29 protein-coding genes are annotated in these 24,431 nt (G+C 62.8%); 11 read left to right on the forward strand and 18 right to left on the reverse strand.

Annotation, left to right across the window (positions count from 1 at the left end; genetic code table 11):
• Window positions 1-17 precede the first annotated feature (17 nt).
• The 3 genes from EN824_RS13545 to sppA form a co-directional block, all read right to left on the reverse strand.
• On the reverse strand, window positions 18-386 hold the full coding sequence (locus EN824_RS13545; RefSeq protein ID WP_135932388.1) for a LapA family protein: 369 nt from the start codon (window positions 384-386) through the stop codon (window positions 18-20).
• Window positions 387-425: 39 nt separating this feature from the next.
• The gene (locus EN824_RS13550; protein WP_006200394.1) at window positions 426-710 is read right to left on the reverse strand and encodes an integration host factor subunit beta; all 285 of its coding nucleotides are present in this window, start codon (window positions 708-710) and stop codon (window positions 426-428) included.
• A 79-nt stretch (window positions 711-789) separates the two neighbouring features.
• Complete coding sequence (sppA, locus tag EN824_RS13555; protein ID WP_127869992.1) at window positions 790-1,746, reverse strand: signal peptide peptidase SppA; 957 nt, start codon at window positions 1,744-1,746, stop codon at window positions 790-792.
• Between the two features lie 357 nt (window positions 1,747-2,103).
• Between sppA and lptC the strand changes: the two genes are divergently transcribed.
• The 6 genes from lptC (at window position 2,104) to ptsN (ending at window position 7,536) form a co-directional block, all read left to right on the forward strand.
• Window positions 2,104-2,817 (forward strand): LPS export ABC transporter periplasmic protein LptC, encoded by a 714-nt coding sequence (lptC, locus tag EN824_RS13560; RefSeq protein ID WP_127279797.1) that lies wholly within the window; start codon window positions 2,104-2,106, stop codon window positions 2,815-2,817.
• Complete coding sequence (locus EN824_RS13565) at window positions 2,804-3,409, forward strand: LptA/OstA family protein (RefSeq protein ID WP_127279798.1); 606 nt, start codon at window positions 2,804-2,806, stop codon at window positions 3,407-3,409. The genes lptC and EN824_RS13565 overlap by 14 nt, the downstream gene beginning before the upstream one ends.
• Complete coding sequence (gene lptB, locus EN824_RS13570) at window positions 3,409-4,227, forward strand: LPS export ABC transporter ATP-binding protein (RefSeq protein WP_127279799.1); 819 nt, start codon at window positions 3,409-3,411, stop codon at window positions 4,225-4,227. Before EN824_RS13565 ends, lptB begins: the two co-directional genes overlap by 1 nt.
• Before the next feature lie 292 nt (window positions 4,228-4,519).
• On the forward strand, window positions 4,520-6,046 hold the full coding sequence (gene rpoN, locus EN824_RS13575; RefSeq protein WP_127279800.1) for an RNA polymerase factor sigma-54: 1,527 nt from the start codon (window positions 4,520-4,522) through the stop codon (window positions 6,044-6,046).
• Between the two features lie 383 nt (window positions 6,047-6,429).
• Complete coding sequence (gene raiA / locus EN824_RS13580) at window positions 6,430-7,014, forward strand: ribosome-associated translation inhibitor RaiA (RefSeq protein ID WP_127279801.1); 585 nt, start codon at window positions 6,430-6,432, stop codon at window positions 7,012-7,014.
• Window positions 7,015-7,071: 57 nt separating this feature from the next.
• Window positions 7,072-7,536, forward strand: coding sequence for a PTS IIA-like nitrogen regulatory protein PtsN (gene ptsN, locus EN824_RS13585; RefSeq protein ID WP_010911486.1), 465 nt, complete (start codon window positions 7,072-7,074; stop codon window positions 7,534-7,536).
• 65 nt (window positions 7,537-7,601) lie between these two features.
• On the opposite strand, the gene EN824_RS13590 is transcribed toward ptsN, so the two are convergent.
• Window positions 7,602-7,859: a DUF1150 family protein gene (locus tag EN824_RS13590; protein WP_127869990.1), complete on the reverse strand. Its 258-nt coding sequence runs from the start codon at window positions 7,857-7,859 to the stop codon at window positions 7,602-7,604.
• Between the two features lie 64 nt (window positions 7,860-7,923).
• Window positions 7,924-8,349, reverse strand: coding sequence for an Hsp20 family protein (locus EN824_RS13595; protein WP_013893014.1), 426 nt, complete (start codon window positions 8,347-8,349; stop codon window positions 7,924-7,926).
• A 302-nt stretch (window positions 8,350-8,651) separates the two neighbouring features.
• Here EN824_RS13595 and EN824_RS13600 point away from each other — a divergent pair, with 302 nt between their 5' ends.
• Complete coding sequence (locus EN824_RS13600) at window positions 8,652-9,593, forward strand: nucleoside hydrolase (protein WP_127280991.1); 942 nt, start codon at window positions 8,652-8,654, stop codon at window positions 9,591-9,593.
• A gap of 55 nt (window positions 9,594-9,648) precedes the next feature.
• On the opposite strand, the gene EN824_RS13605 is transcribed toward EN824_RS13600, so the two are convergent.
• From EN824_RS13605 to EN824_RS13645, 9 genes are all read right to left on the reverse strand, one after another.
• Window positions 9,649-9,972 (reverse strand): hypothetical protein, encoded by a 324-nt coding sequence (locus EN824_RS13605; protein ID WP_135914991.1) that lies wholly within the window; start codon window positions 9,970-9,972, stop codon window positions 9,649-9,651.
• A gap of 93 nt (window positions 9,973-10,065) precedes the next feature.
• Window positions 10,066-10,680, reverse strand: coding sequence for a LysE family translocator (locus tag EN824_RS13610; protein ID WP_127869987.1), 615 nt, complete (start codon window positions 10,678-10,680; stop codon window positions 10,066-10,068).
• Between the two features lie 94 nt (window positions 10,681-10,774).
• Entirely contained in the window at window positions 10,775-12,220 is a 1,446-nt protein-coding gene (locus tag EN824_RS13615; RefSeq protein ID WP_127281086.1) for an amidase, read from the reverse strand.
• A 1-nt stretch (window position 12,221) separates the two neighbouring features.
• Complete coding sequence (locus EN824_RS13620) at window positions 12,222-13,127, reverse strand: ribokinase (protein ID WP_135914992.1); 906 nt, start codon at window positions 13,125-13,127, stop codon at window positions 12,222-12,224.
• An 89-nt stretch (window positions 13,128-13,216) separates the two neighbouring features.
• Complete coding sequence (locus tag EN824_RS13625) at window positions 13,217-13,699, reverse strand: hypothetical protein (RefSeq protein WP_127277096.1); 483 nt, start codon at window positions 13,697-13,699, stop codon at window positions 13,217-13,219.
• Window positions 13,674-14,198, reverse strand: a complete 525-nt coding sequence (locus EN824_RS13630; protein ID WP_127277098.1) for a hypothetical protein — start codon at window positions 14,196-14,198, stop codon at window positions 13,674-13,676. Before EN824_RS13630 ends, EN824_RS13625 begins: the two co-directional genes overlap by 26 nt.
• Window positions 14,165-14,557 (reverse strand): hypothetical protein, encoded by a 393-nt coding sequence (locus tag EN824_RS13635; protein ID WP_127277100.1) that lies wholly within the window; start codon window positions 14,555-14,557, stop codon window positions 14,165-14,167. Before EN824_RS13635 ends, EN824_RS13630 begins: the two co-directional genes overlap by 34 nt.
• Window positions 14,558-14,578: 21 nt before the next feature.
• On the reverse strand, window positions 14,579-15,049 hold the full coding sequence (locus EN824_RS13640; protein ID WP_127277102.1) for a hypothetical protein: 471 nt from the start codon (window positions 15,047-15,049) through the stop codon (window positions 14,579-14,581).
• A 221-nt stretch (window positions 15,050-15,270) separates the two neighbouring features.
• Complete coding sequence (locus EN824_RS13645; RefSeq protein ID WP_127277104.1) at window positions 15,271-16,149, reverse strand: bifunctional helix-turn-helix domain-containing protein/methylated-DNA--[protein]-cysteine S-methyltransferase; 879 nt, start codon at window positions 16,147-16,149, stop codon at window positions 15,271-15,273.
• A gap of 115 nt (window positions 16,150-16,264) precedes the next feature.
• Here EN824_RS13645 and EN824_RS13650 point away from each other — a divergent pair, with 115 nt between their 5' ends.
• Window positions 16,265-17,080: a class I SAM-dependent methyltransferase gene (locus EN824_RS13650; RefSeq protein WP_127869982.1), complete on the forward strand. Its 816-nt coding sequence runs from the start codon at window positions 16,265-16,267 to the stop codon at window positions 17,078-17,080.
• A gap of 59 nt (window positions 17,081-17,139) precedes the next feature.
• On the opposite strand, the gene EN824_RS13655 is transcribed toward EN824_RS13650, so the two are convergent.
• Window positions 17,140-17,634 (reverse strand): DUF2244 domain-containing protein, encoded by a 495-nt coding sequence (locus tag EN824_RS13655; protein WP_127277108.1) that lies wholly within the window; start codon window positions 17,632-17,634, stop codon window positions 17,140-17,142.
• A gap of 22 nt (window positions 17,635-17,656) precedes the next feature.
• On the opposite strand from EN824_RS13655, the gene nth reads away from it, so the two are divergent.
• Window positions 17,657-18,463: an endonuclease III gene (gene nth / locus EN824_RS13660; RefSeq protein ID WP_127277110.1), complete on the forward strand. Its 807-nt coding sequence runs from the start codon at window positions 17,657-17,659 to the stop codon at window positions 18,461-18,463.
• On the opposite strand, the gene EN824_RS13665 is transcribed toward nth, so the two are convergent.
• On the reverse strand, window positions 18,457-18,912 hold the full coding sequence (locus tag EN824_RS13665; RefSeq protein WP_127277113.1) for a DUF2214 family protein: 456 nt from the start codon (window positions 18,910-18,912) through the stop codon (window positions 18,457-18,459). The genes nth and EN824_RS13665 overlap by 7 nt on opposite strands.
• A gap of 227 nt (window positions 18,913-19,139) precedes the next feature.
• On the opposite strand from EN824_RS13665, the gene EN824_RS13670 reads away from it, so the two are divergent.
• Both EN824_RS13670 and EN824_RS13675 read left to right on the forward strand, forming a co-directional pair.
• The gene (locus EN824_RS13670) at window positions 19,140-19,679 is read left to right on the forward strand and encodes a GNAT family N-acetyltransferase (RefSeq protein ID WP_127277115.1); all 540 of its coding nucleotides are present in this window, start codon (window positions 19,140-19,142) and stop codon (window positions 19,677-19,679) included.
• A gap of 88 nt (window positions 19,680-19,767) precedes the next feature.
• Complete coding sequence (locus EN824_RS13675) at window positions 19,768-20,844, forward strand: OmpA family protein (protein ID WP_127277118.1); 1,077 nt, start codon at window positions 19,768-19,770, stop codon at window positions 20,842-20,844.
• Window positions 20,845-20,848: 4 nt separating this feature from the next.
• Here the strand turns inward: EN824_RS13675 and EN824_RS13680 are convergent, their stop codons facing one another.
• Window positions 20,849-23,347 (reverse strand): EAL domain-containing protein, encoded by a 2,499-nt coding sequence (locus EN824_RS13680; RefSeq protein WP_135914994.1) that lies wholly within the window; start codon window positions 23,345-23,347, stop codon window positions 20,849-20,851.
• A 243-nt stretch (window positions 23,348-23,590) separates the two neighbouring features.
• On the reverse strand, window positions 23,591-24,361 hold the full coding sequence (locus tag EN824_RS13685) for an IclR family transcriptional regulator (RefSeq protein ID WP_135865716.1): 771 nt from the start codon (window positions 24,359-24,361) through the stop codon (window positions 23,591-23,593).
• Between the last annotated feature and the right edge of the window lie 70 nt (window positions 24,362-24,431).

Below are 24,431 nucleotides of genomic sequence, written 5' to 3' on the forward strand. Positions count from 1 at the left end.
ATGCGCCGGCCTGCGGTTCAAGTGGTCGGCTTCGGCAATGCCGGTCCTTGGGCCGACCCTTGGACCGACCCTTGGACTGGCCCCTGGGGCACTGAGGGCGCGCGGCTGACCGCCTGGCGCAGGTTTTCCGCCTCGGCGCCGCGCTGGCGCGCCAGCTTGCGGTAGCGGCCTTGCTTTACCCAGGTCGCCAGGCTGCCGACGATCATGCCGATGGCGAGCGCCAGGAACAGGAAGATGAACAGCGGCAAGGTCAGCGTCAGCTTGGGATTGCCGGGATTGAATGGATCCAGCGTGAAGGCGACGAGTTCGCGGTTTGCAACGGCCAAGGCGATCAGGATGATCGCCAGGGGCACGAAGACCACGATGAGCATGAAGCGATTGAGCATAATGTTTTCCGTTGCAAGCGGCCGGACAAGGCAGTCCGGCTACTTGCCGCCGTTCAGCCTTTCACGCAGTTCCTTGCCGGTCTTGAAGAACGGCACCCATTTCTCCTCGACCTCGACGGACTCGCCGGTGCGCGGGTTGCGGCCGGTGCGGGCGGGTCGATTCTTCACCGAAAAAGCGCCGAAGCCGCGCAATTCGACCCGGTTGCCCTCGGCAAGCGCGTCGGTGATTTCATCGAAGATCGCGCCGACGATGTTTTCGACGTCGCGCAGGAAAAGATGCGGATTGCGCGTGGCAATAATCTGCACAAGCTCGGACTTGATCATCAGACGGGTCCCCGTGAAAGCAGTTCGGCCAAAATTATCAGGATGATTTTATTTGCTTTTTCAGCTGTCCCAACGCGTCTCAAGGGTGCCAGACGGAAACGAGACCGTCAAGAAACAAGCGGTTGGCGCCAAGTTCATGGATGACGTCGCCGCCGGAATCCGGCAAGCCGAGCGCGCCGGCGATCGTGCGTGCCATCGCCTTCGAGAACAGGAAGCCGCCGCGCCGTTCCGTGTCCTTCCATTCGACCACCTTGAGCTTGGCATCGACACCCTTGGTCGCCAGCCAGTCGATGGCCACGGACTCGCCGCCGACGGCGTCGATCAACCCGTTGGCAACACCCTGGCGGCCGGTGAAGATCGAACCGTCGGCGAGCGCCAGTGCTTGTTCGTGCGTCATCTTGCGGCGTTCCGCGACGATGCCGACGAACCAGTCGTAGCTGTCGAGGATGAGCTTGCGGACCATGGCGCGTTCGTCGTCATTGGTCGGCTTGAAGGGCGAGGGCGAGGCTTTCAGAGGCGAGGATTTCACCTCCTCCAGCTTGACGCCGAGCTTGTCCATCAGGCCGCTGACGTCAGGATACTGGATCAGCACGCCGATGGAGCCGACGATCGAGGTCTTGCGGGCGACAATATGGTCGGCGGCGCTTGCGATCATGTAGCCCGCCGACGCGGCGAGCGTGCCGACCTCGGCCACGACCGGCTTGTCGGCGGCGAGCTTGCGCACCTCCTCGTAGATCGATTCCCCGCCGACGGTGGTGCCGCCGGGAGAATCGATCACTAGGATCACGCCTTTTACTTTCGACGACTGGCGGATGGTCTCCAGCCGCTTGATCAGTTCGTCGTCCTCGGTGATGGTGCCTTCGATCCTGACCTTGGCGATGTGGTCGACGGTGGAGCCGCCGAAATCGTCGCCATAGAACCAGGCCGACAGCGCAATCACCCCGAGCGCCACGATGCCAAAGGCCGCGACACGCCAGAAAGTCAGCTTGCGCCGCAAGCGGCGGCGGTCGATCAGGTCGTCGGCTCTCAATGCCATCGTCAGCCTCACAGTCAGCGGGAAGAGACGCTTTTAGACCATGATGTCTCCATCGGGAAGCAGTTCCATCCCGCACATGGCGCGGCAATCCGCGCGCGACGGTCCTTATGCTGTCTGTTTTGTGACTGGTCTGTGCGGGGGACGCAAGGTAAGTGGGAAGAACTTCGGTGATGAAAAAAGACGCAAGGGCGACTATTTCTGCTATGAAGCACTGGCTATTGCGCTGACCCGGGTTTCGTTTGTGCAATGGCAGCTGTCACATTTTTGCGGTTTTCGTCGGCTTGTGCTTGCGTGAGGACGCTGGCGTCCCACCTATAGGCGGTGCTCCCCGGGGGCGGGTTTTAGAAGAAAGCAGTCATGTTAGCGCGACCGAATGAACCGGCCAGCCCGGAGACGGAGTTGGCTCCCCCGGAGGATGGCTGGACGCGGGACGAGGCCTTCGACCGCGCTCAGCGTCACTCGCGCCGCGTGCGCGTGCTCAAATTCGCCGTGCCCTTGGCCGCGGCGCTGATCGCCGTCGCCTTCCCGATCTATTCGTATCTCGCCGCCCCCGTTTCCGTCGCGGTGCAGGCGGAAGGCACCGCCTTCTCCAACGGCAAGCTGGTGATGGCCAATCCCAAACTCAATGGCTTCACCAAGCAGAAGCAGCCCTACTCGATGACGGCGCTGCGGGCGATACAGGATGTGAGCACGCAAGGCATCATCGAGCTCGAGGGCATCGACGCCAAGGTGCCGATCGCTCCCGACAATGTCGCGGCGGTAAAAGCCTCGCGTGGCACCTATGATCGCGACGGCAATACGATGAAACTGGACAGCGACGTCACCATCACCACGACCGACGGCATGCAGGCCAAGTTCAAATCGGTCTTCCTCGACATGGGCAAAGGCACTATGAAGACGGATGATCCCGTCGATGTCAGCCGTGGCGGGTCGCAGATCACAGCGAATTCCCTGTCGGTCCAGGACAATGGCAAGATCCTGGTGTTCGAGAATAGGGTGCGCGTCAACATTGATGCCGCCAGTCTGAAGGCGGCTGAGGCAAAGGGCGAAGAAGCGAATGTGGCTCAATAGTTCGACACGGCTTGCGGCCGCAACTTCGGCGCTGCTCCTGCTCAGCCTGGCGCCGTCGCTGGCGCAGTCGTCTGCCGCCAGTCAGGTGTCAGGCCTCAAACTGGCCGGTGACAAGCCGATCCAGATCGAAAGCGACAAGCTGGAAGTGCGTCAAGCCGAGAATGTCGCCATCTTCACGGGCAATGTCACCGTCGTCCAGGGGCCGACGCTGATGAAGGCCGGCAAGATGATGGTCTATTACATCAAGGATGCCAATGCCGCGGCCAAGGGCACGGAAGCCGCGGGCGCTGCGATGACCGGCTCGGCCAACATCGACCATCTCGAAATCTCCGACAAGGTGTACATCAAGTCGGATCAGCAGGTCGCTACCGGCGATCAGGGCAGTTTCGACATGAAGAGCCAGGTGCTGGTGCTTTCGGGCAAAAAGGTCGTCCTGTCGCAAAACGACAATGTGCTGGTCGGCTGCAAGCTTACCGTGCAGATGAAAAGCGGACTGGCCCAGGTCGATCCATGCGCTGGGCAGCGCGTGCAGATGTCGATCACGCCGCCGCCGAAATCGGATGCGTCGAAATCGGGAGCGACGAACCCCTGATGGCCAGCCTGTCGTCGCTGACGGCGCGTCTTCCGGGACGGGCCGCAGGCAAGCTTTCGGCTCCGGCCACGGTCACCGCCGACAAGGCGAAGTTCAAGGGAACCTTGATCGCCAAGGGCCTGACCAAGAGCTACAAGGGCCGCAAGGTCGTCAGCGGCGTCACGCTGGGCGTACGCGCCGGCGAGGCCGTCGGGCTGCTCGGCCCCAACGGCGCCGGCAAGACGACCTGCTTCTACATGGTTACCGGCCTGGTGCCGGTGGATGAAGGCACGATCGAGATCGACGGCTTCGACGTCACCTCGATGCCGATGTATCGCCGCGCGCGCCTCGGCATCGGCTATCTGCCCCAGGAGGCCTCGATCTTCCGCGGCCTCAATGTCGAACAGAACATCCGCGCCGTGCTCGAAGTGGTGGAAAAAGACCGCAAGGTCCGCGAGCGCAACCTCGACGAACTGCTCGAGGAATTCCACATCAGCCATCTGCGCAAGGCGCCGTCCATGTCGCTCTCGGGCGGCGAAAGGCGGCGCCTGGAAATCGCGCGCGCGCTGGCGACGCGTCCGGCCTACATGTTGCTCGACGAACCCTTCGCCGGCATCGATCCGATCGCGGTCGCCGACATCCAGCAATTGGTGCGTCACCTGACGGCGCGCGGCATCGGTGTCCTCATCACCGACCACAATGTGCGTGAGACGCTCGGCCTGATCGACCGTGCCTATATCATCCACGCCGGCCAGGTGCTGACCCATGGCCGCGCCGACGAAGTGGTGGCAAATCCCGACGTGCGGCGGCTTTATCTCGGCGAGGGTTTTACCCTCTGAGCAATTCCTTGTCCTACACGCCGCTTCGCTGCGTCTGTTTTTACGAAGTTCCGGCCAGGAAGCTGTTTTTTCCCCGGCTCTTGGAATTGCTCTGAGCGTGAAATTTGTTTCCTGACACGATTTTTCGGGCGGTGCGGCCTGTTTTTTCGCGGTTTTGCCGCGGGATAACGCTCCGGTAATCGGGTTTCGCTAGGCTTTGCCTTGACAAGCAAAAGCCGGGCCAGTTTCTATGCCCGCCGTGAAATTCATTCCGGAAGTCCGGACGCGTTCAGGAGGCGTTTGAAACCGAGCCATGGCGTTGGCGGCGAAACTACAGCTCCGACAGTCGCAGTCGCTGGTGATGACGCCGCAGCTGATGCAGTCGATTCGGCTGCTGCAGTTCACCCATGCCGAGCTTGAGCATTTCATCGACGAGGAGATCGAGCGCAATCCGCTCCTGGAGCGCGCCGAGCCGCAGGACGATGCCGCGAGCGATCAGGCGCAGAAGCTCGAGGCCGAGCCGCAAGCCGCCCCCGACGGCGACTGGTTCGAGAACGAAACGGCATGGAGCGCCGAGGCGATCTCGGAAAAGCTCGATACGTCCCTGGAAAACCTGTTTCCCGATGATCCCGGCACCAGCGAACGGCTCGGGCCCGACCTGACGGCGCAATGGAAATCGGCTTCGGGCAGCGGCGGCGGCTCCTCGTCCGAGGGGCTCGATGCCGGCGACATGGCGGCGAGCGCGATCACGCTGCGCGACCATGTCGGCGAGCAGATCGCACTTGCCTTCACCGATCCCGTAGCGCGGCTGATCGCCGGAGAACTTTCCGATGGGCTCGACGAGACCGGCTATGTCAGGGCCGATCTGGCGGAGATCGCCGCGCGGCTCGGCATCGACAGCCTGGCGGTGGGCAAGGTGCTGGCCGTATGCCAGACCTTCGAGCCGGCCGGCCTGTTCGCCCGCGATCTCGCGGAATGCCTTTCCCTGCAGCTTGCCGTGCGTGACCGGCTCGATCCGGCGATGAAGGCCCTGGTCGCCAATCTCGAACTGCTGGCACGGCGCGATTTCCAGACGCTGAAGCGGGTCTGCGGCGTCGACGAGGAGGATTTGCTCGACATGCTGGCCGAAATCCGGGCGCTCGACCCGCGGCCCGGCATGGCTTTTTCGGGCGGCGCCAGCGACGCCATCGTCGCCGATGTCGAGGTGCGGGCGGCCAATGACGGCAGCTGGACCGTCGAACTCAATGCCGAAACGCTGCCGCGCGTGCTGGTCGACCATATTTATTTCGCCCAGGTGTCGCCGCACGCGAAGAACCAGGCGGAGAAGGACTTCCTGGCCGAGTGCCTGCAGAACGCCAATTGGCTGACGCGCAGCCTCGACCAGCGGGCAAAGACGATCCTCAAAGTGGCCTCGGAAATCGTGCGCCAGCAGGACGCCTTCCTCGTCCATGGCGTACGCCATCTGAAGCCGCTCAACCTGCGCACGGTGGCCGACGCCATCGGCATGCACGAATCGACCGTCAGCCGGGTCACAGCGAACAAATACATGCTGACCCCGCGCGGCGTGTTCGAGCTGCGCTATTTCTTCACCGCCTCGATCGCGGCATCGGGCGGTGGCGAAGCGCATTCCTCCGAAGCGGTGCGTGATCGCATCAAGCAAATGATCGACGAGGAGAAGCCCGTCGATGTGCTGTCGGACGATGCTATCGTCGACATGCTCAGGGAAAGCGGCGTCGATATCGCCCGGCGCACGGTCGCCAAATACCGGGAAGGCATGAATATTCCCTCGTCGGTGCAGCGCCGGCGCGAGAAACGGGCGCTCGCCAGCGCCGGCCGCTAGAGCAAGTCCAGGAAAATTGTAAAGCGGTTTCCCGGGAAAAGCGCATAGCGCTTCCCTTGGCAATTGCGCCAAGGCAAAGAGATGGAGCGGCGTTTCCGTGAAATGATGGACAGCTCCATGCGCTCACGATTTCCACAGTTTTCGAGTTTCATTGACAAGCCACGGTGAAGTGGCTAGAAGCCCGCCCGCATGAGACGGGCCTGATGCCCGCTAGCGGATGGTCCGTCACGACATGACCCCGGGACGGTCAAGAAGGCGGCTTGTGATCAACCGGAAAGTTCGGATTTAAATCGGCGCGAGTGACGCCGCAAAGCTTGTGCGCACGGATCACGAGTATAAACTCGGGCCAGTTTGAAGCCTGAGCAAGGAAGGTCAGTTTTCAGATGAATCTGCGCATATCGGGAAAGCACATGGATATCGGCGATGCGTTCCGCACACGCATCAACGATCGGGTCGGTGAAGCGATCGGCAAATATTTCGATCGCGGCTTCGCGGGACACGTCACCGTCATCAAATCGGGTTCGCGCTATTCGGCGGATTGCATGATCCGGCTGGATTCAGGCGCCTCGCTGCAAGCCACCGGCGATGCCCAGGATCCGACGCTGGCCTTCGAGGCCGCAGCCGATCGGCTGGAGACCCGGCTTCGGCGATACAAGCGCCGTCTGAAATCGCACAATTCGGGCAATGGCAACGGCGAATTGACCGACATTGCCTATACCGTGATGGCACCGCTTGCCGATGACGATGAGGAAATCCCGGAGGATTTCGCACCGGCCATCGTCGCCGAATCAACCATGACGCTGAAGACCATGTCGGTGGCCTCGGCCGTCATCGAGCTCGATACCAAGGACAGTCCGGTGGTTGTTTTCCGCAATGCCGGAACCGACCATCTCAACATCGTCTATCGCCGGCCCGACGGAAACATCGGCTGGATCGATCCGTCCACGACCAAAGTCGCACAGGGATAAAAGCCAGCCGCACGAGGGGTGGGGACTGGCGCGGCAGGCGAACAAGGATTTTCAAGTATGGATCTGAGCGATCTTATCAGCGTTCCGGCGATTTTGCCGGCGTTGAAGGCGAACTCCAAGAAGCAGCTTCTGCAATTGCTGTCCGAGCGGGCGGCGGCGATTTCGGGCATTCCGGAACGGGAGGTGTTCGACACCATCCTGCAGCGTGAGCGCCTGGGTTCGACCGGCGTCGGCAACGGCATCGCCATCCCGCACGGCAAGCTTGCCGGCGTGAAGCGCATCGCCGGCGTTTTCGCCCGGCTGGAAACGCCCGTCGATTTCGAATCGCTGGATGACCAACCGGTCGATCTGGTGTTTCTGCTGCTGGCGCCTGAAGGGGCGGGTGCCGATCACCTCAAGGCGCTGTCGCGCATCGCGCGCGTGCTGCGCGATGCCGACACGGTGGCCAAGATCAGGGGAACGCGTGACGCCACGGCGATCCATGCGCTTTTGTCGGACACGCAGGCCTCGCACGCGGCCTGAAGTCATCTTCTTTAAGATATCACCCCAAGGGCCGCCGTGAGCGGCCCTTTCGTTTCCGTCCCGCCTTAATGAATGGCGACGGTGGTCAAATCGTTTTCCATGGCGCCGGCCAGAGCACGGTCACGCGCATCGGAAAGCAGGATCGGCTGGCCGTTGGCGCCAAACAGGGCCCACAGCTCCATGCCGGGTGCGATTTCACCGATGTTGGGGAAGCGGCCGAGCAGTTCGTCGCTCGAGACCTTGCGCAGATAGGCGACCGAGCCTTCGCCGAGATGGGCGAACTCGCCGCTGGTCATGGTGATGATTTCGTCAGTTCTGGTCATTTCAAGCCTCCTTGGCGCGAGGACGCCGCTCAAGGCCATCCCGCATGAGAGCCATCAGTGAAGATCAGTCTTTCACCGATATATTTATTTTCCGTACCAGCCGTTCGGACTCCGGCCGATCGAGGTCGATCGACAAAAGGCCGTTCTTCAGTTCCGCCGCGATCACCCGCATGCCGTCGGCCAGCACGAAACAGCGCTGGAACTGGCGCGCGGCAATGCCGCGATGAAGGAATTCGCGCTCGGTGTCGTCGGTTTGACGGCCGCGCACGACCAGCTGGTTTTCCTCCGTTGTCACATCGAGATCGCTTTCGGCGAAACCGGCGACGGCGAGTGTAATGCGCAGCCTTTCGGCCTTGCCGTCGGCACCGCTGAGGCGCTCGATATTGTAGGGAGGGTAGCTGTCGCCGGACTTCGCCAGGCGCTCCAGCGTCTTTTCCATGGCGTCGAAACCCAGGAGAAGCGGGCTGGAGAAAGGCGTCATTCGGCTCATGTTACACTGTCCTCTCAAGAGCGACATAAACTGGAAAAACCCGGATGGCATTTTTCCCGATGGTCTTGATATGGTCCGCCCCGCGGCCAAGTTCAAGCCACCAAAAGACCCGCCCAAAAAGACCAGGTCGTGGACTCACAGGAATAATCGCCATGGCGCTTGAAACGACGCGCGGATGCAACGAGAAGCGCGCAGGCCGGGACCGTTCCCCGTCAAGCGGCTCGGCAGCTTGCAGCCGGTTGGCGTCTTTCGGGCGCACGATCGGCCCGGTGAGCTGATGGCCCGCTAAACAAGGAATTCAAATGCCCCAACCACGCAAGATCATCATCGACACCGATCCCGGCCAGGATGATGCCGTCGCCATTCTGCTGGCGCTCGGCAGTAGCGAACTGGACATCGTCGGCGTCACCGCCGTTGCCGGCAACGTCCCGCTGAAACTGACCGAAAAGAACGCCCGCAAGATCTGCGAACTGGCCGGTCGGCCGGACGTCAAGGTCTATGCCGGCGCCATCCGTCCGTTGGCGCGCGAATTGGTCACCGCCGAGGAAGTGCATGGCAAGACCGGCCTCAACGGGCCGCAGCTGCCCGAACCGACGATGCAACTGCAGGCGCAGTATGCCGTCGATTTCATCGTCGAGACGCTGATGCGGGAAGAGAGCGGCACCATCACGCTCTGCCCGCTCGGGCCGCTCACCAACATAGCGCTGGCATTGATCCGCGAACCGCGCATCGCACCGCGCATCAAGGAAATCGTGCTTATGGGCGGCGGCTTCTTCGAGGGCGGCAACGTTACGCCCGCGGCCGAATTCAACATCTATGTCGATCCGCAGGCCGCCGACCTGGTGTTCAAGTCCGGCATCCCGATCGTGATGATGCCGCTCGACGTCACCCACAAGGCGCTGACCACCACCAAGCGCATACAGGCTTTTCGCGCACTGGGCACCAAGGTCGGCACCGCGACCGCCGAGATGCTGGAGTTCTTCGAACGCTACGACGAGGGCAAATACGGCACTGACGGCGGGCCGCTGCACGACCCCTGCGTCATCGCCTATCTCTTGAAGCCGGAGCTGTTCAAGGGCCGCCACTGCAACGTCAGCGTGGAGACCGCCTCAGAACTGACCATGGGCATGACCGTGGTCGACTGGTGGGGTGTCACCAAGCGGGAAAAGAACGCCATGGTCATGCGCGACATCGACCATGATGGGTTTTTCGCGCTGCTGGTGGAGAGGTTGGGGCGGCTTTAGATTGAGCAGTCTGACCTGATAGTTCATGGCGTGTCGGCACACGACGAACAGCCCCTCAATCGGCAAACCGGTAGAAGACGGAGCCATTGTCGCGGGTAACGCGCTCAATTTTGACACGGGAGCCAATCAGGCGGGGTCGATCGTCGTCAACGAAAACCAGAGCGTTGTTCTCCAGGAACAATCCATATTGAGACGTGCTGGTCCAGTGCCAGTAAACGCCTTCGATCGTCGCGTTGATCGGGTCAACTGATCGAATCGGCGTTGCGTCATTCTCCCACTTATTCTGGGCCAATATGAACATTATCGCAAAAAAACCGGAGAAGAAGACCACGCTTGGCGCGTTCCTCTTCAAACTCTCATAAGTCGACGGTGAAAACATGAATCCCTCAATGTCGATTCATGTGGTAGCTGGAAAGTAGACTTTCAATCAGCCGCCGACGCAGCTTTAACGCGGCGCCGGCCTCGGCTGCCGTTACTTCGACCTTGAAAACGCCAGCCACAGGCCGCCGCCGACCATGAAGCTGCCGCTGATCCTCGACAGGAGCTTGATGCGGCTGGCCGAGAGCATGCGCCCGGCGCGGCCGGCGGCCAGCGCATAGGTCGAATCCGACATGGCGGCGAAGATCATGGCGGTGAGGCCCATGATGACGATCTGCAGCGGGTAGTTGCCGGCGGGAGAGATGAACTGCGGAAAGAAGGCGCCGAAGAAGACCAGCGTCTTTGGATTGCTGAGCGCCACAGCCAAGCCCTGCAGGAAGAAGCCACCGCGGGGTTTCCGAGCGGTTCCGTCGGCGTTCAGCGTGCCCTTTGAGCGGAACATCTGCACGCCCATCCAGATCAGATAGGCCGCACCGATCAGCCTGACCCATTCGAACCAGTGGCCCATGCCCGCGATCAGCGTGTTGAGCCCAATGCCGACGATGGCGATCATGACGGCAAGGCCAGCCTGCGTGCCGGCGACGTTGGCGAGGCCGGCACGGGTTCCGTGGCGGATGCTGTTGGCGATGATCAGCGTGACCGTCGGCCCAGGCACCAGGATGATGACGATGCAAGCAAGAACATAGGCGGCGTAGAGTTCCAGCGACATGATTTTTCCTCGCAATGCCGCTGTCGCGGCCTGTTAGGCGACAATCAATGCATGACGGCGAGGGCGAAGCAAGCTGGCGCGCGTCGTACGTGGCTCAGGCGCCGGCCGGCCAGGGCAGGGTCGTCTCATAGGCGACCGCGGCCTTCAGCACGGCGAGGTCGCCGCGTGGCCGGCCGATCAACTGCATGCCCATGGGCCGGGCCCTGTCGTCGAAGCCGACCGGGACATTGACCGCCGGGCAACCGCCCAAGGTGGCGAAGGCCGAAACCTGCATCCAGCGATGGTAGCTGTCCATTGCCCGCCCGGCGACCTCGCGCGGCCAATGGGTGCCGACATCGAAGGGAAAGACCTGCGCGGTCGGCAGCGCGATGAGGTCGAAGCGTTCGAAGATCGATAGTAGCATCCGGTGCCAGGACGTGCGCATGACCGAGGCCGCGCGAATCTGCGGCGCCGTCAGCCGCATGGCGTTTTCCACCTCCCAGACGGCTTCCGGCTTCAGCAGCCTGCGCCTAGCGGGATCGTCATAGTGCACTTTCAGCGCGCAGCCGCTGCTGGCCTGGCGCAGCGTCACGAAGGCCTGCCAGAGTGCCTCGAAATCGAAATCCGGACGCAAGGGCTCGGTCCGGAAGGATGCATCCGTGAACCGTGCCAGCGCTGCCTCGCACAGGTCGAGGATGCCGGGCTCGACCGGCAGATGGCCGCCGAGATCGCCGAGCCAGGCGACGCGGCCGCCGGTCGCCGGTGGCGCGAGCCCTTCGAGGAAGGATCCCGGCTTTTCATAGGAGAGAGGCGCTTGCGGATGGTAACCGGCCTGCACGTCGAGCAACAGCGCCATGTCGGCGACGTTGCGGCCCATCGGCCCCTCGACGCCCATCTGCGCGTGAAAAACCTCGAAGTCGGGACCGCCGGGCACGAGCCCCTGCGATGGCCGAAAGCCGTAGACATTGTTCCAGGCAGCCGGGTTGCGCAGCGAACCGCCGAAATCGCTGCCATCGGCGACCGGCACCATGTCCAGCGCCAGCGCCACCGCCGCGCCGCCGCTCGAGCCGCCGGCGGTCAGCGCCGGATCGAAGGCGTTCAGCGTTGGCCCGAAGACGTTGTTGTAGGTGTTGGAGCCGAGCCCGAATTCGGGAACATTGGTCTTGCCGATGATGATGGCGCCAGCGTCGCGGATGCGTTCGACGAAGAAATCGTCTTCTTGCGGCACGAAATCGGCGAAGATCGGCGAGCCGAACGAGGTTCTGAGGCCCGTTGTGGAGGCAAGGTCCTTGATGGCGATGGGAAGGCCAAAGAGCGCGCCGGTTCCATCCGTCCGCCTGATATCGGCGGCGTCGGCCTCGCGCAGGATATCGGCGCGGTCTCGCAGCGAGACGATGGCGTTGACCTGCGGGTTGACCGCATCGATGCGGTCCAGGAAAGCCGTCACCACCTCGCGCACGGAGAGTTTCTTTCGGCGGATCGCGTCGACGAGTTTGACAGCCGACAGGCGACAGATGTCGCTGGCCGCGGGTACGGCATGCTTCGTGCGGGGGCGCATCATTTCAACGGGCCTCTTGCAAGGCCTGGTCGACGTCTTTCGCCAGCGGGATCGCCGGCTGGGCGCCGGGCTTGAGGCAAGCGAGCGAGCCGGCAGCGCCGGCACGCGCAAGTGCCTGTTCGAGCGTGAGGCCCGACGACAGGCCGGCGGCGAAATAGCCGCAGAACGTGTCGCCGGCCCCAACCGTGTCGACCGGCGTGATCTTCAGCGCGGGAACAGTCAGGAAATCGCTCGGTGTCGCCGCCATCACGCCATCGCCGCCGAGGGTGACGACGATGGTGCGTCCGGTTTTCCCGGCAAAATCGCGCATGCGGGCCGCACGATCGCGACCCTTCAAGGCCAGCGCTTCACCATAGAGGTCGAACTCGGTCTCATTGGCGACCGCGTAGTCGGCCTTGCCGAGGAAGGCGGCTGCCTCGCCATGAAAAGGGGCGGTGTTGAGGACAGTGACCGCGCCGGCCGTCCTTGCCTGGTCGAGTGCCGCATCGATCGTCGCGAGCGGAATCTCATGCTGCAGCAGCACGACGTCGCCCTTCTTCAGAAAAGCCTTGGAGAGGTCGCCGGGCACCACGGAAGCATTGGCGCCGGGCACCACGGCGATGATGTTCTCGCCGTCGTCGCCGACCATGATCAGCGCCGTGCCGGTCGAGGCAAAGGTCTCTCCCACGCCAGACAGGTCGACCTTGGCCTCGCGCAGCAACGCCAGTGCTTCGGGTGCGAAATTGTCCTTGCCAACGGCGCCGACCATGCGCACCTGAGCGCCGGCACGCGCGGCGGCCAATGCCTGGTTGGCCCCTTTGCCGCCAGGCGCCGTCGAGAAACTGGAACCGCTTACCGTCTCACCGGGGCTCGGCAAGCGGTCGACGTTGGCGATAAGGTCGAGGTTGATCGAGCCGACAACGACTATCAAGAAAGTGCCTCCTGCTGAACGCACGGGAAGCTACCCTGCCAGGCCGTTCGATGCCAGACCACGCGAATGGTCCAGCGCGATTTGCTGCCTCACTCGCATCGCACGGTGACGATGCCCTGATAGTTGCCGGCGGGGAAGATACCGCTCGATTTGGTGGCGGTGAGGTCGATCTGCATGGCGTGGGTGCCGTTGACGACCCTTTGCGGCACGCCCCCATTGTTGTCGACCCCCGAGCCATCGAGGCGGTAGACCGAGGCGAAGGTCACGTTGGTGCCGCCGCCGCTCGGCGCCGACGAGAACGCGGCAGGCGCGGGCGCTGAAACAGAATAACAGTCAAGCAGGTTAAGTATCGAGCACAGCAGGGAGCTAGCCACCACGGTGGCATTGGCGCTCGATCCGCCTGCCTGCTTGGAGCCCAGTATGCCGATGGCCGGATTTGCGGTCATCGTGCCCGATGCCCCGACCATGATGGTGCAGGTGCCGATGATCGCCGCCTGCGCCGGAAGGCAGAAACCGGCGAGTGCGGCCATCGCAAGCAGCGCCCGGTTATTTCTTCTTCTTTTTCTTGCCATCGCTGTTTCCGGTCCTGATGCTCCAGCCTTCGTTGGCCCATCCAGGTGATGCGGCAGCGGTGGCGGGAGCGCTTGCGGCCACGCTCGCGGTCGTGCCGCCGTCGACATTGACGCCCATCTTCAACAGCTTTAGCTCCATCTGAAGGCGCTGCACCTCGAGTTCATAGAGCCGGCTGCAGTCGAGACGCTTCGGCGTCCGGCCGATCGGGATCACCACCCGGCCATAGGTGGCGACGCCATTGTTCGTCTGGCTGTTGCCTCTGATAACGCCGAGATCGACATAGGCACCGGAACCGGAAACGGCGGAACGGCAAGTGGTGCCATCCGCGGCGTGAACCTCGTCCTGGCCCTGGGGTAGAGTGACACCGGGCAAGTTGAAGCCGTTCTCGTTCTGGTTGAGATTGTAAATCTGTTCCTGGGCCTGGGTTGGAGCGGTGCTGGTCACAGCAACCGCGAGCGCCAGCGTCAGGACTTGCGGTGCCCAAAAAACTTTCCGCATATCTGTGCCCTTATCTGCGTCTGTTGATTGGGAAAGGGGATGCTCTCGGTACAGATACGCACTTTACGCTCGGCAGCGCCGCCGAAGGGCACGACCACAAGGACAGGGCGGGAAGCCTGCGAGCCCAATTGGAAGACACTTGGAGAGATCTTGGCGTCCACCGGCTGAAAATCCTGATCGTAGACGTGGATTTCGACCTTGATCTTCCGGTCGTAGGGATTGGCGGGGAACACGCGGACCGCGAAGGCGTCGGTGAAACTGTTGACCTCACCCCGCATCGGCGACATCGACTGGGCGCCCGCGGCAATGGGCATCAATCCGGCGGCCAATGCCGCCGCCAGGTTCAGAGCATGTTTCAAGGATCCCTCCTTCGCGACGGCCTATTCGCAGCGCAGTGTTACGGTTGCCTGATAGTTGCCGTTCGCGAAGCGGTTGCTGCCACCCTTGGTGCCGGCGAGATGGACCGAGACAAGGTCGGCGCCGGGGGCGGTCAGGGCGGTGGAGGAACCCGTTTCCGCGATCGTGTGGGCGCCGCTGGACAAATAGGTCGGTGTCCAGGTGGTGGCCGTGCTGTCGGCGGCCGGCACGGTGGTGAGGGTCACCGGATCGACGCTCAGCGAAACACCTCCGGTGGTGGTGAGCGTGACTGTTCCAGCCGAACCGCCGCTGTTGTGCGAGCTCAGCGACTGGAGGTCGGGGCTCACCGTCATCGTGCCGTTGGAGCCGACAACGAGCGTGCAGGTCGCGGTTACCGTGCCGTTGAAAATGACATTCTGCGTTGTGGCCATCGCGGCGTGGTCCAGGCACGCGAAAAGCAAGGCTGCACCGACAGTGGTGCGAAACAACGTCATAGAGACCCTCCTATTAAGTCGGACCGCCCGAATTAATATGGGTCATCATCGCTTTAGCATGGTTAATTTAGCGTAAACTCAAATAAAGTGTCGAAACAACAGTCATGAAGAAACCGATGGTTGTCACCGGTTGTATCCAGCGATTCCGAAAAGATTCGCACTAATACTTTAAAATCCGAATATTCATATATTCCTTGGAACCGGAATTAAAAATCGACATTTCAGGACGAAATCTGCCCCGCCTCCCAGCCCAGGATGGCGCGCTTGCGGGTCAGGCCCCAGTGATAGCCGGTAAGATCGCCTGATTTGCCGATGGCGCGGTGGCAAGGCACCACGAAAGAGAGCGGGTTGGCGCCGTTGGCGGCGCCGACCGCGCGGCTGGCGCTCGGCGCGCCGATGCTGGCGGCGATCGAGGAATAGGTGCGGGCCTTGCCCATCGGGATCCGCAGCAAGGCTTCCCAGACGCGGACCTGGAAGTCGGTGCCGATCATGACGACGTGCAGCGGCTGGTCGGCGCGCCACAACGTCGGCTCGAAGATGCGCGCGGCATAAGGGCCTGTCGCTTCCCGGTCCTCGACATAGAGGGCGTTGGGCCAGCGCCCCGACATGTCGGCGAAGGCGGTGCGCTCCTCGCCGGCGTCGGAGAACGCGAGGCCGGCAAGCCCGCGGTCCGTGGCCATGATCAAGGCGGTGCCGAATGGGGAGGGGTGATAGCCGTAGCGGATGGTGAGGCCGGCGCCGCGCGTCTTGTAGTCGCCAGGCGACATCGCCTCATGGGTGACGAACAGGTCGTGCAGCCGGCCGGGACCGGACATGCCCAGTTCAAAAGAGGTTTCGAGCAGCGGCATGCCGGAATCGAGCAGCTTGCGCGCATGGTCCAGCGTCACCGCCTGCAGGAAGGCCTTGGGCGACAGACCGGCCCAGCGGGTGAAGAGTTTTTGCAAGCCGGTCGGCGTCTCGCCGACCTCTTCGGCCAGTTCTTCCAGCGATGGCTGGTCGCGATAGTCGAGGCTGATCTTCTCGATGGCGCGGCGCACGATTTCGTAGTCGCTGCCCTTGGGCGTGATGTCCCTCTTGAGGACTGCCGTGTGTGTGCTCATGGACCTGTCTCCTTGGGCGGGAATATCGCCCCTTGGGGCGCCGATCGCCACCCGAAACTTGCCTTCTTGCAGCACCTGCCCAGATAGACTGGGGATTCGAGCCCGGGAGCCGCTCATGGTTGGCGAAAAAGTACATTTGACGGGAGCAAAAGAGACCTTGCTCATGACCCTGTACGGCAAGGCGCTGGAGAGCAGGATGCCCCAGTCGCTGCTCGGGGACCATTTCGCCGACGCGGCGCTGCGCAAGATCGACTATGATTTCGCCAGGCTCAAGGTCGACGAGAATCTCGGCATCGGCCTGGCGATCCGAGCCAAGACATTGGACGTCCGCGTCGAGGATTTTCTGGCCAGAAATCCTGGCGCCATCGTGCTGCATCTGGGTTGCGGGCTTGATACCCGCATCTTCCGGGTCGATCCTCCACCGTGGGTGGACTGGTTCGATATCGACTATCCCGAAGTGATCGAACTCAGGCGCAAGCTCTACCCGTCCCGCGACCATTACCACCTCATCGCTTCGTCGGTGACCGAGCCCGGCTGGTTGGCCGACGTGCCTCGCAACCGCCTGGCCATCGTGGTGGCGGAGGGATTGACGCCCTATCTCCCCGCCGACGAAGGGCTGCGCCTGCTTTCACGGCTTGTCTCGCATCTTGCCGGCGGCGAACTGATCTTCGACGCCTACAGCCGTTTCGGCCTGACGCTGCTTCGCCTCAATCCGACGATCAAGGCGACGGGCGCCGAGGTCCACTGGGCGATCGACGACCCGCACGAGCTGGAACTAGCGGTTCCGAAGCTGCGGTTCATCGAGGATATTTCGGCCTACAAGCCCGAGCACGCTGCCCGCATGGGCTGGTCCGCCAAGCTGTTCGTCCGCCTTTGGAAACACATTCCGGCGCTGCGCAAGGTCGGCAGGCTGCTGCGGTATCGCTTCTGAAGCACATTGTTTGCCGCAATTGCGGACGGAAAACCGCTTCACACTTTTCTGGGAATTGCTTAGCGCGCCTTGGCGGTCGCCAGAGCGCGCGCGAAGGCGGTGGCGAAGCTCTCGCGGGAATCGGGATCGAGGAAGCCGCCGATCGGCACGTTCTGGCCCTGTGCTTCCACGGTCATTCTGGTGATGCCGATCTCGGCGTGCCGGGCGATCGAAAACCGAGCCCAAAACGGATTGAAGCGGTGCGCTTCCGACTTTCCCGAGGGGGCCGTCTTGCGGATATCGAGGCTGGTTCGCGAGACCGACACTTCCTCGCGGGCGCGGGCGGCCCGATAGTTGACGCGGAAGGCGATGTAAACGGCGATCACGTCGAGGCCGAAGAAGCCGAACACCGGCCAGGCGCCGCGGGACAGGAAGAACGCGCCCGTCACCAGCCAGCCGAACGTCAGCGCGCCCATCAGGATCAGGAAGCCCGTCCTGCCCAGCGACCGGTGTGGGGTCAGCAATGCATGAAAAAAGGGCTCATCAGCCTGAAACGAGGCGTTTGTGTCGCTCATGACAGACTATTATAGGAGGGAAATGGCGCGCCCCAAGTCCAAAGATTCGTCCCTGCCCAAAAGTGAACTGTTGCCCGGACGGCGCGTCGGCGCGAACGCCAAACCGCGCCCCAGGCCCGCGCGGTCCAGATCGATCTACAGCCCGACGGAAGTGCACGAGATATTCAGGCGCTTTTCGGTGCAGCGACCGGAGCCCAAGGGCGAGCTCGAACATGTCAACGCCTTCACGCTGCTGGTGGCCGTGGTGCTTTCGGCGCAAGCGACCGATACGGGCGTCAACAAGGCGACGCGCGCCCTGTTCAAGGTTGCCGATACGCCACAAAAGATGCTGGCGCTCGGTGAAGCCAGGGTCGGCGACTTTATCAGGACCATCGGTCTCTGGCGCAACAAGGCCAAGAACGTCATCGCCCTGTCGGAGGCGCTGATCCGCGACCATGGCGGCGAGGTGCCTGACGACCGCGATGAGCTGGTCAAGCTGCCCGGTGTCGGGCGCAAGACCGCCAATGTCGTGCTCAACATGGCCTTCGGCCAACATACGATGGCGGTCGACACGCACATCCTGCGCATCGGCAACCGGCTTGGCCTGGCGCCCGGCAAGACCCCGGAACAGGTCGAGCAGGGATTGTTGAGGATCATCCCGGACGAATATATGCGCCACGCCCATCACTGGCTGATCCTGCATGGCCGCTATGTCTGCAAGGCGCGCAAGCCGGATTGTCCGGCCTGCGTCATCGCCGATATCTGCAAGGCGGAGGTGAAGACGACCAGCATTCCGGCACCCCTGGTGCCGATCGCTCCACTTGAAACGGTTTCCGCCGACGATCAGTAGCCGTAGCCACGCGCCATCGCCGCCGCGAAGACCGGGATCAGCAGGAAGACGAACGCCTCGGCGCGGATATAGGTCTTCACCGAGGCCAGTTCGCCGACAGGCACGGCGAAGGAAGGATTGGTACTCGCCTGCCGGCTCCAGGAAATGAAACGCACGGTCGGGACGATCGACAGCAGGCCGACGATGCCGAACGCCGCCATCTTGGCCCAGAACACCCAATTGTGGACGTAGAACTCCCAGCCCTTGAGCCCCCAGACGACACGGCCGATGCCGACGATGATGATGAGCGCGGCGATGATGCCGTAGTGGCGGTCGATGCCGGCGAGCCGCTTGAGCGTCGCGGCGGGCAGGTCGCCACGGATCAGCACGAATTCGGCGCCGATGATCCCCGCCAGCGAGAACACCAGCAGATGGTGGATGATGGCGAGCACGAGGTCGGTGGTGTCCATGCTCGTTTCCCTCGGATCGGCGGCACTGGGCGCCTCAAAATTTGGGCTGCTGAATCAGCCCGCGTCGAAAATAACACCGCCGCGCAAAAATCCCAAAGCGCTGCCCGGATGTCGTGAAGGCAGCCGGACGTCGCGCTTTCGTCCTGGATGACGGTCCCTGGGTTCCCTGGCTCTTGCACGGCGCCGTCGATTTGCTAACCCGCAGGCCGTAACGCGAGGCAAATCCAATGAATCCGACGCAAGCGACTGTCGCCCCCGTCATCGAGACGCCACGAACCATCCTGCGGCCACACCAGCTCGGCGACTTCGATGCCTATGCCACGATGTGGGCCGATCCGGTCGTCACCCGTTTCATCGGCGGCAAGCCGCGTACGCGTGAGGAAAGCTGGATGCGCTTCCTGCGTCACGCCGGCCTGTGGTCGCTGTTGGGCTATGGGTTCTGGGCCATCGAGGAGAAAGCGACTGGCCGCTTCGTCGGGGAGGCCGGGTTCCACGATCTGAAGCGCGACATGGAGCCGTCGATCGAAGGCATCCCCGAGGCGGGGTGGGCGCTCGCTCCGGCCGCGCATGGCGCTGGCCTTGCCACGGAGATCGTCAGCCGTGTGCATGGCTGGGGCGACCAGACGTTCGGACGTGCCAGAACCGTCTGCATCATCGATCCCGAAAATACGGCCTCGTTGAACGTCGCCAGGAAGTGCGGCTATACCGAGCTGACGCAGACCCTCTATCACGATGCGCCGACCATCCTGCTGGAGCGGCTGCCCTGAGTGGCGTCATCGACTGGACATACCCGCTCTGCTAGCATCGATCATCAAGCGAGGGGATCGATCGATGCATGCATTAAAGTCGACAATCATGAGGTTTTTCTGGGCGGGGCTTGTTCTCGCGCTGACACTGCGGCTCGCGGCAGCCGACGCGACGGTGCCGACCGCCGATATCGGGGGCGCCGCCGACAATCAACTGGCCAAGCGCTACGAAGGCTCTTTCATCGTGTCCTACGCAAAGCTTGCCTTTACCGACTTCAGCGTACCGCTGTCGCCCCTGAAGCCAAGCGCAGATCCGGACGCGCGCGACGCCATGAACAATCGCGTTTTCGCGCCGGACAAGAAGGCCGAGGTGGAGGGTGCCCTGACCCGTATCGCCTATGTGCTGCCGGCCGAGCGCTCGCCGCTCGAGGTGCTGCGCAATTATCAGGATGTGATCAAGGCAGCAGGCGGCGAAGTCCTGTTCGAATGCAAGAAGGAGGAATGTGGCGGCGCTGCCGACCGCTCGTCGAGCGGCGGCGGCGGCGACATGAGCCTGACGATGTATTCCTTCCACGAAAGCGATCTCAAGGACGCGGCATTCTCCAATGGCGCTTGCGCGTTGGCTTCCGGCATCAACGACCAGCGCTATTTCTCGGCCAAGGTGCCACAGGACGGCGGCGACGCCTATATCACGGTACAGACCTATTCGTTGACCGACGATCTCTACTGCAAGGAACTCAACGGCCGCACCGTTGCCGTTGTGCAGGTGCTGGAACCCAAGGCGCGCGACAAGAAAATGGTGGTCGTCGAGGCGGCCAAGATGGCGGATTCGATTTCCGCCACCGGCAGCATTTCACTCTACGGCATCTTCTTCGACACCGGCAAGGCGGTCATCAAGCCGGAATCGGAACCAACGCTTAAGGAGATTTCGACGCTGCTGGCAAACGAACCCGATATGGCGGTCATCGTCGTCGGTCACACCGACAATCAGGGCGCCTTCGACTATAATATCGATCTGTCGTCGCGGCGTGCGCAAGCGGTCAAGAAGGTGCTGGTGTCGAAATATGGCATCGACGGCAAGCGGCTGACCGCCGCCGGCGCCGGCATGATGGCGCCCGTCGCCAGCAATGATGACGAGGCGGGCCGTGCCAAGAACCGCCGGGTGGTTCTGGTGAAACTGAACTGATCGTTTAGCCGGCCTTGCGACCCAGTTTCCGAGCAAGGTCGGCCCATGGATCGGCGCTCGGCGCGGCCGGCGTGACGCTCCGGCCCAGCAGCACCGTCGAGGCATCGAACGGCGTCGGCCTGGCGATCCCGTAGCCCTGGGCATAGTCGACGCCGATGGTCTTCAGAGCGGCGGCGATGTCGTCGCTTTCGACGAATTCGGCGATGGTGCGCTTGCCCATGACCTTGCCGATATGGTGGATCATCTCGACCATGGCGCGGTCGATGCGGTCATCCAGCATGTCCTTGACGAAGCTGCCGTCGATCTTGAGGTAGTCGACCGGCAGGTGCTTCAGATAGGCGAAGGACGACATGCCGGAGCCGAAATCGTCGAGCGCGAAACGGCAGCCCAACCCGCGCAGGTCGGCCATGAAGCGCATGGCACTGGTAAGATTGGCGATGGCGCTGGTTTCGGTGATCTCCAGGCAGATCATGGCCGGCGAAATGCCATGGACGAGGAACTGCTCGCGCAGGAAGCCGAGAAACGTCTCGTCGCCGAACGTCGCTCCGGAAAGATTGATGGCGCATGTGGCAATCGGCGGCATGCGCTGATCGGCTTGCCGCGCCGCCAGGATGCGGAATGTATTGCGCACCACCCAACGGTCGATCGACGGCATCAGGCCGTAGCGCTCGGCGGCGGGAATGAAGCTCTGCGGGGTAACGAAGCCGCCGTCTTCATCGGTCAGCCGCAAGAGAATCTCGATATGCGCTCCAGCCTCGGCGACGTCGTCGTTGAGCGGCCAGATTTCCTGGGCATGAAGCCTGAAGCGATCTTCTTCGAGCGCGGCGTGCAGGCGCTGCACCCAGGCCATCTCGCCGAAGCGCTCGCGCAAGGCGACGTCGCCGTCGCTATGGATCTGGACGCGGTTGCGGCCTTTCTCCTTGGCCATGTAACAGGCGACGTCGGCGGCACGCAGTGCCTCCTCGATCGTCACATGCGTATTGGCGATCTGCACCATGCCGACACTGACGCTGGTGTTGAAAGGCCGGCCATCCCAGGCGAAATGCAGCTCCTGCACGGCGGCGCGCAGCCGTTCGGCGATGTCGGCCGCATTGTCCGCCTCGCAATCGATCAGCAGCACGCCGAATTCATCCCCGCCCAACCGGGCCAGCACGTCGCCCGGCCCCAGCTCGTTGATCAGCAGCGAGGAGATCTGGCGCAGCAACTGGTCGCCAGCGGCATGGCCGCACGTATCGTTGACCAGCTTGAACTGGTCGAGATCGAGATACATCAGCGCATGCTGGCGGGCCCCGTCCTGCAATTCGACGATCGTCCGTTCCAGCCGGCTTTCGAAATCACGCCGGTTGGCGAGCCCGGTCAGCGCGTCATGCGAAGCCTGCCAGGAAAGCCGCTCGATATAATCCTCTTCCCGGGTCATGTCGTGGAAGGCCAGCACGGCGCCGACGATCCCACCGGAAACGAGCAGCGGCGCGCCGGTCAGCGCGACCGGAACAACGGAGCCGTCCGGCCGCTGCAGCAATTGCGGACGGGCGCTGGAGCGGCGTGGCTCGCCGGCCAGCAGGCGTTCGATCAATTGAGGCTCTTCGACGCTGGTGTCCTTGTCCACCAGCCGAAACAGCGACGCCAACGGCTTGCCTCTGGCGGAGCCGAACGGGCATGCCAGCAATTTCTCGGCAACCGCGTTCATGTAGTCCAGCCGCCCATCGGGGCCGGTGCTGATGACGGCCTGGCCGATCGAAGCCAGCGTGACCTGGGCGCGCTCGCGCTCGGCGTTGAGCGCCAGCTGGAAGGCCTGGCGCTGCGCCAGAAGTTTGCGGGTGCGCCAGACGGCGAGCAGTATCAGCAAGGCGGCGGTGACGAGATTGGCAAAGGTGAGCAGCATCTTGATGAAGCGCGATCCTTCGCCGAGGCTGTCCGAGAAGGCCTTGGAGAGCGGGCTGATCTCTCGATCGAGTTGATGGATTTGCGTCTTCCAGGCGCTGATCTGGGCCAGGGATGCCGGGGCCTTGCTCAGTTTGTCGTGCATCTCGTCGCCGAGCTGCCGGATGGCGAGGATCATGACATCGGCCGCCGTCCAGTGCCGCACGGCGGCGTCGAGATAGCTGAAGCTACGGAAATTCTGGAACAGCCAGATCATCCCCGCAACGTCGTCCGGGTGGTTCCTGCCGTGCAGAAAGCCCGCGCGTGCAGCCTGGGTGTCGGGCTCGGACTGCTCGAGGGCCAGACGGGCCGAGCGATCGGCCAGTGGAACGGCGATCGCGGCACGATACTCGCTGAAGAATTCCTCATTGCCGGTATCGGCGTAGAGGCTGAGGAAATAGATGGCGTGCTTTTGCCCCTTGGACCACTGGCTTTCGCCGCCGACATAGGCGCGAACCGCCGAAAGCGTATAGAGGCTCAGGCTGGCGACCAGCGCCTGAATGAGAACGACGGCGACGAACGGCCACACAAGCCCGAGAAGGCGGGGGCTTGCGTCGATCGATGACAGCTTCATCGAATTCATGGACGTGCCATGATCCTGTCAGCGCGTCCGTCCGGCTGTTTCATCCGCCGGTTGAGACGATGTTGCTCCCTCATGTCGCTCAGATGGCGACACCAATCCGGGTATCATGAGGGGCTTAACAGCAAATAAATAGTTTCCGGCTGCCGGGAATGACCGAATATTACGCTGCGTCAAGTAACAGCTTCAAGTTGAATCAGTTTGTATTCGAAACCTGGCGGCCCTCTTCCGGCCGTAGCCGCGCGGCTACGGCAGAGCGTCCGCCGCTAGGCTCGCCTGCTCCAGCATGGAGGCATCCTCACCGAAGGCACGGGTGGCACGAGCCGCCGCCTCGAGCAGCGGACGTTTCATGCGCTGCAGGAAGGCTGCGTCGACGCGCGTGCTTGGACCAGCCAGCGTCAACGCGCCAAGCAGCACATGTCCCGGCCCGAAAACCGGCGCCGACACGCCAGCAGTCTCGGGGTCGCGATCGCCCACGGCGAGACAGTTGTAGGTTTTGCGGATGGTTTCGTAGGGTTCGCCCTGCTGGCCGGAAAACGCTGCCAGCACGCGGCCGCCGGAGCCGGCCAGCAGAGGCAATACGTCGCCTTCGCGTATCGTGTAGCGGATCGGATGCTTGGATTCGACCCGATAGAGACAGGTGCGCACGTCTCCCGAGCGGACGTAGAAGGCAACGCTCTCCCAGCTTCGTTCTGAGAGCTCGCGCATGATCGGCAACAGTATGTCGACCGCCACGACCGAGCGCTGGTAAAGCGCGCCCAGCCGAAAGGCGGCGGGCCCGACACGGTAGCGCCCATCGTCGAGGCGCTCGAGCAGGTGGCCGCGCAACAGCGAATTGGCGAGCCGCAGGATCGTGCTTTTGTAGAGGCCGGTGCGCCCCGCGATTTCAGCCAGGCTAAGCGAGCGGTCGACCGTGGTGAAAGCATCGAGGATGGCGATCGCCCGATCGAGTGCGGCAACACCGTCGGCGGACGCTCGGCGGATTTCCACATCGGCTGAGTTGGCTGGTAAGTCCATTGCGGTTCCAAATCGGAGAAGCCCGAGCGGAACCACTCTGTCGCGCCGCTGGAGCGTTCTGTCCAGCAGA

Source organism: Mesorhizobium sp. M8A.F.Ca.ET.181.01.1.1 (genome assembly GCF_004792025.1).
GTDB lineage: Bacteria > Pseudomonadota > Alphaproteobacteria > Rhizobiales > Rhizobiaceae > Mesorhizobium.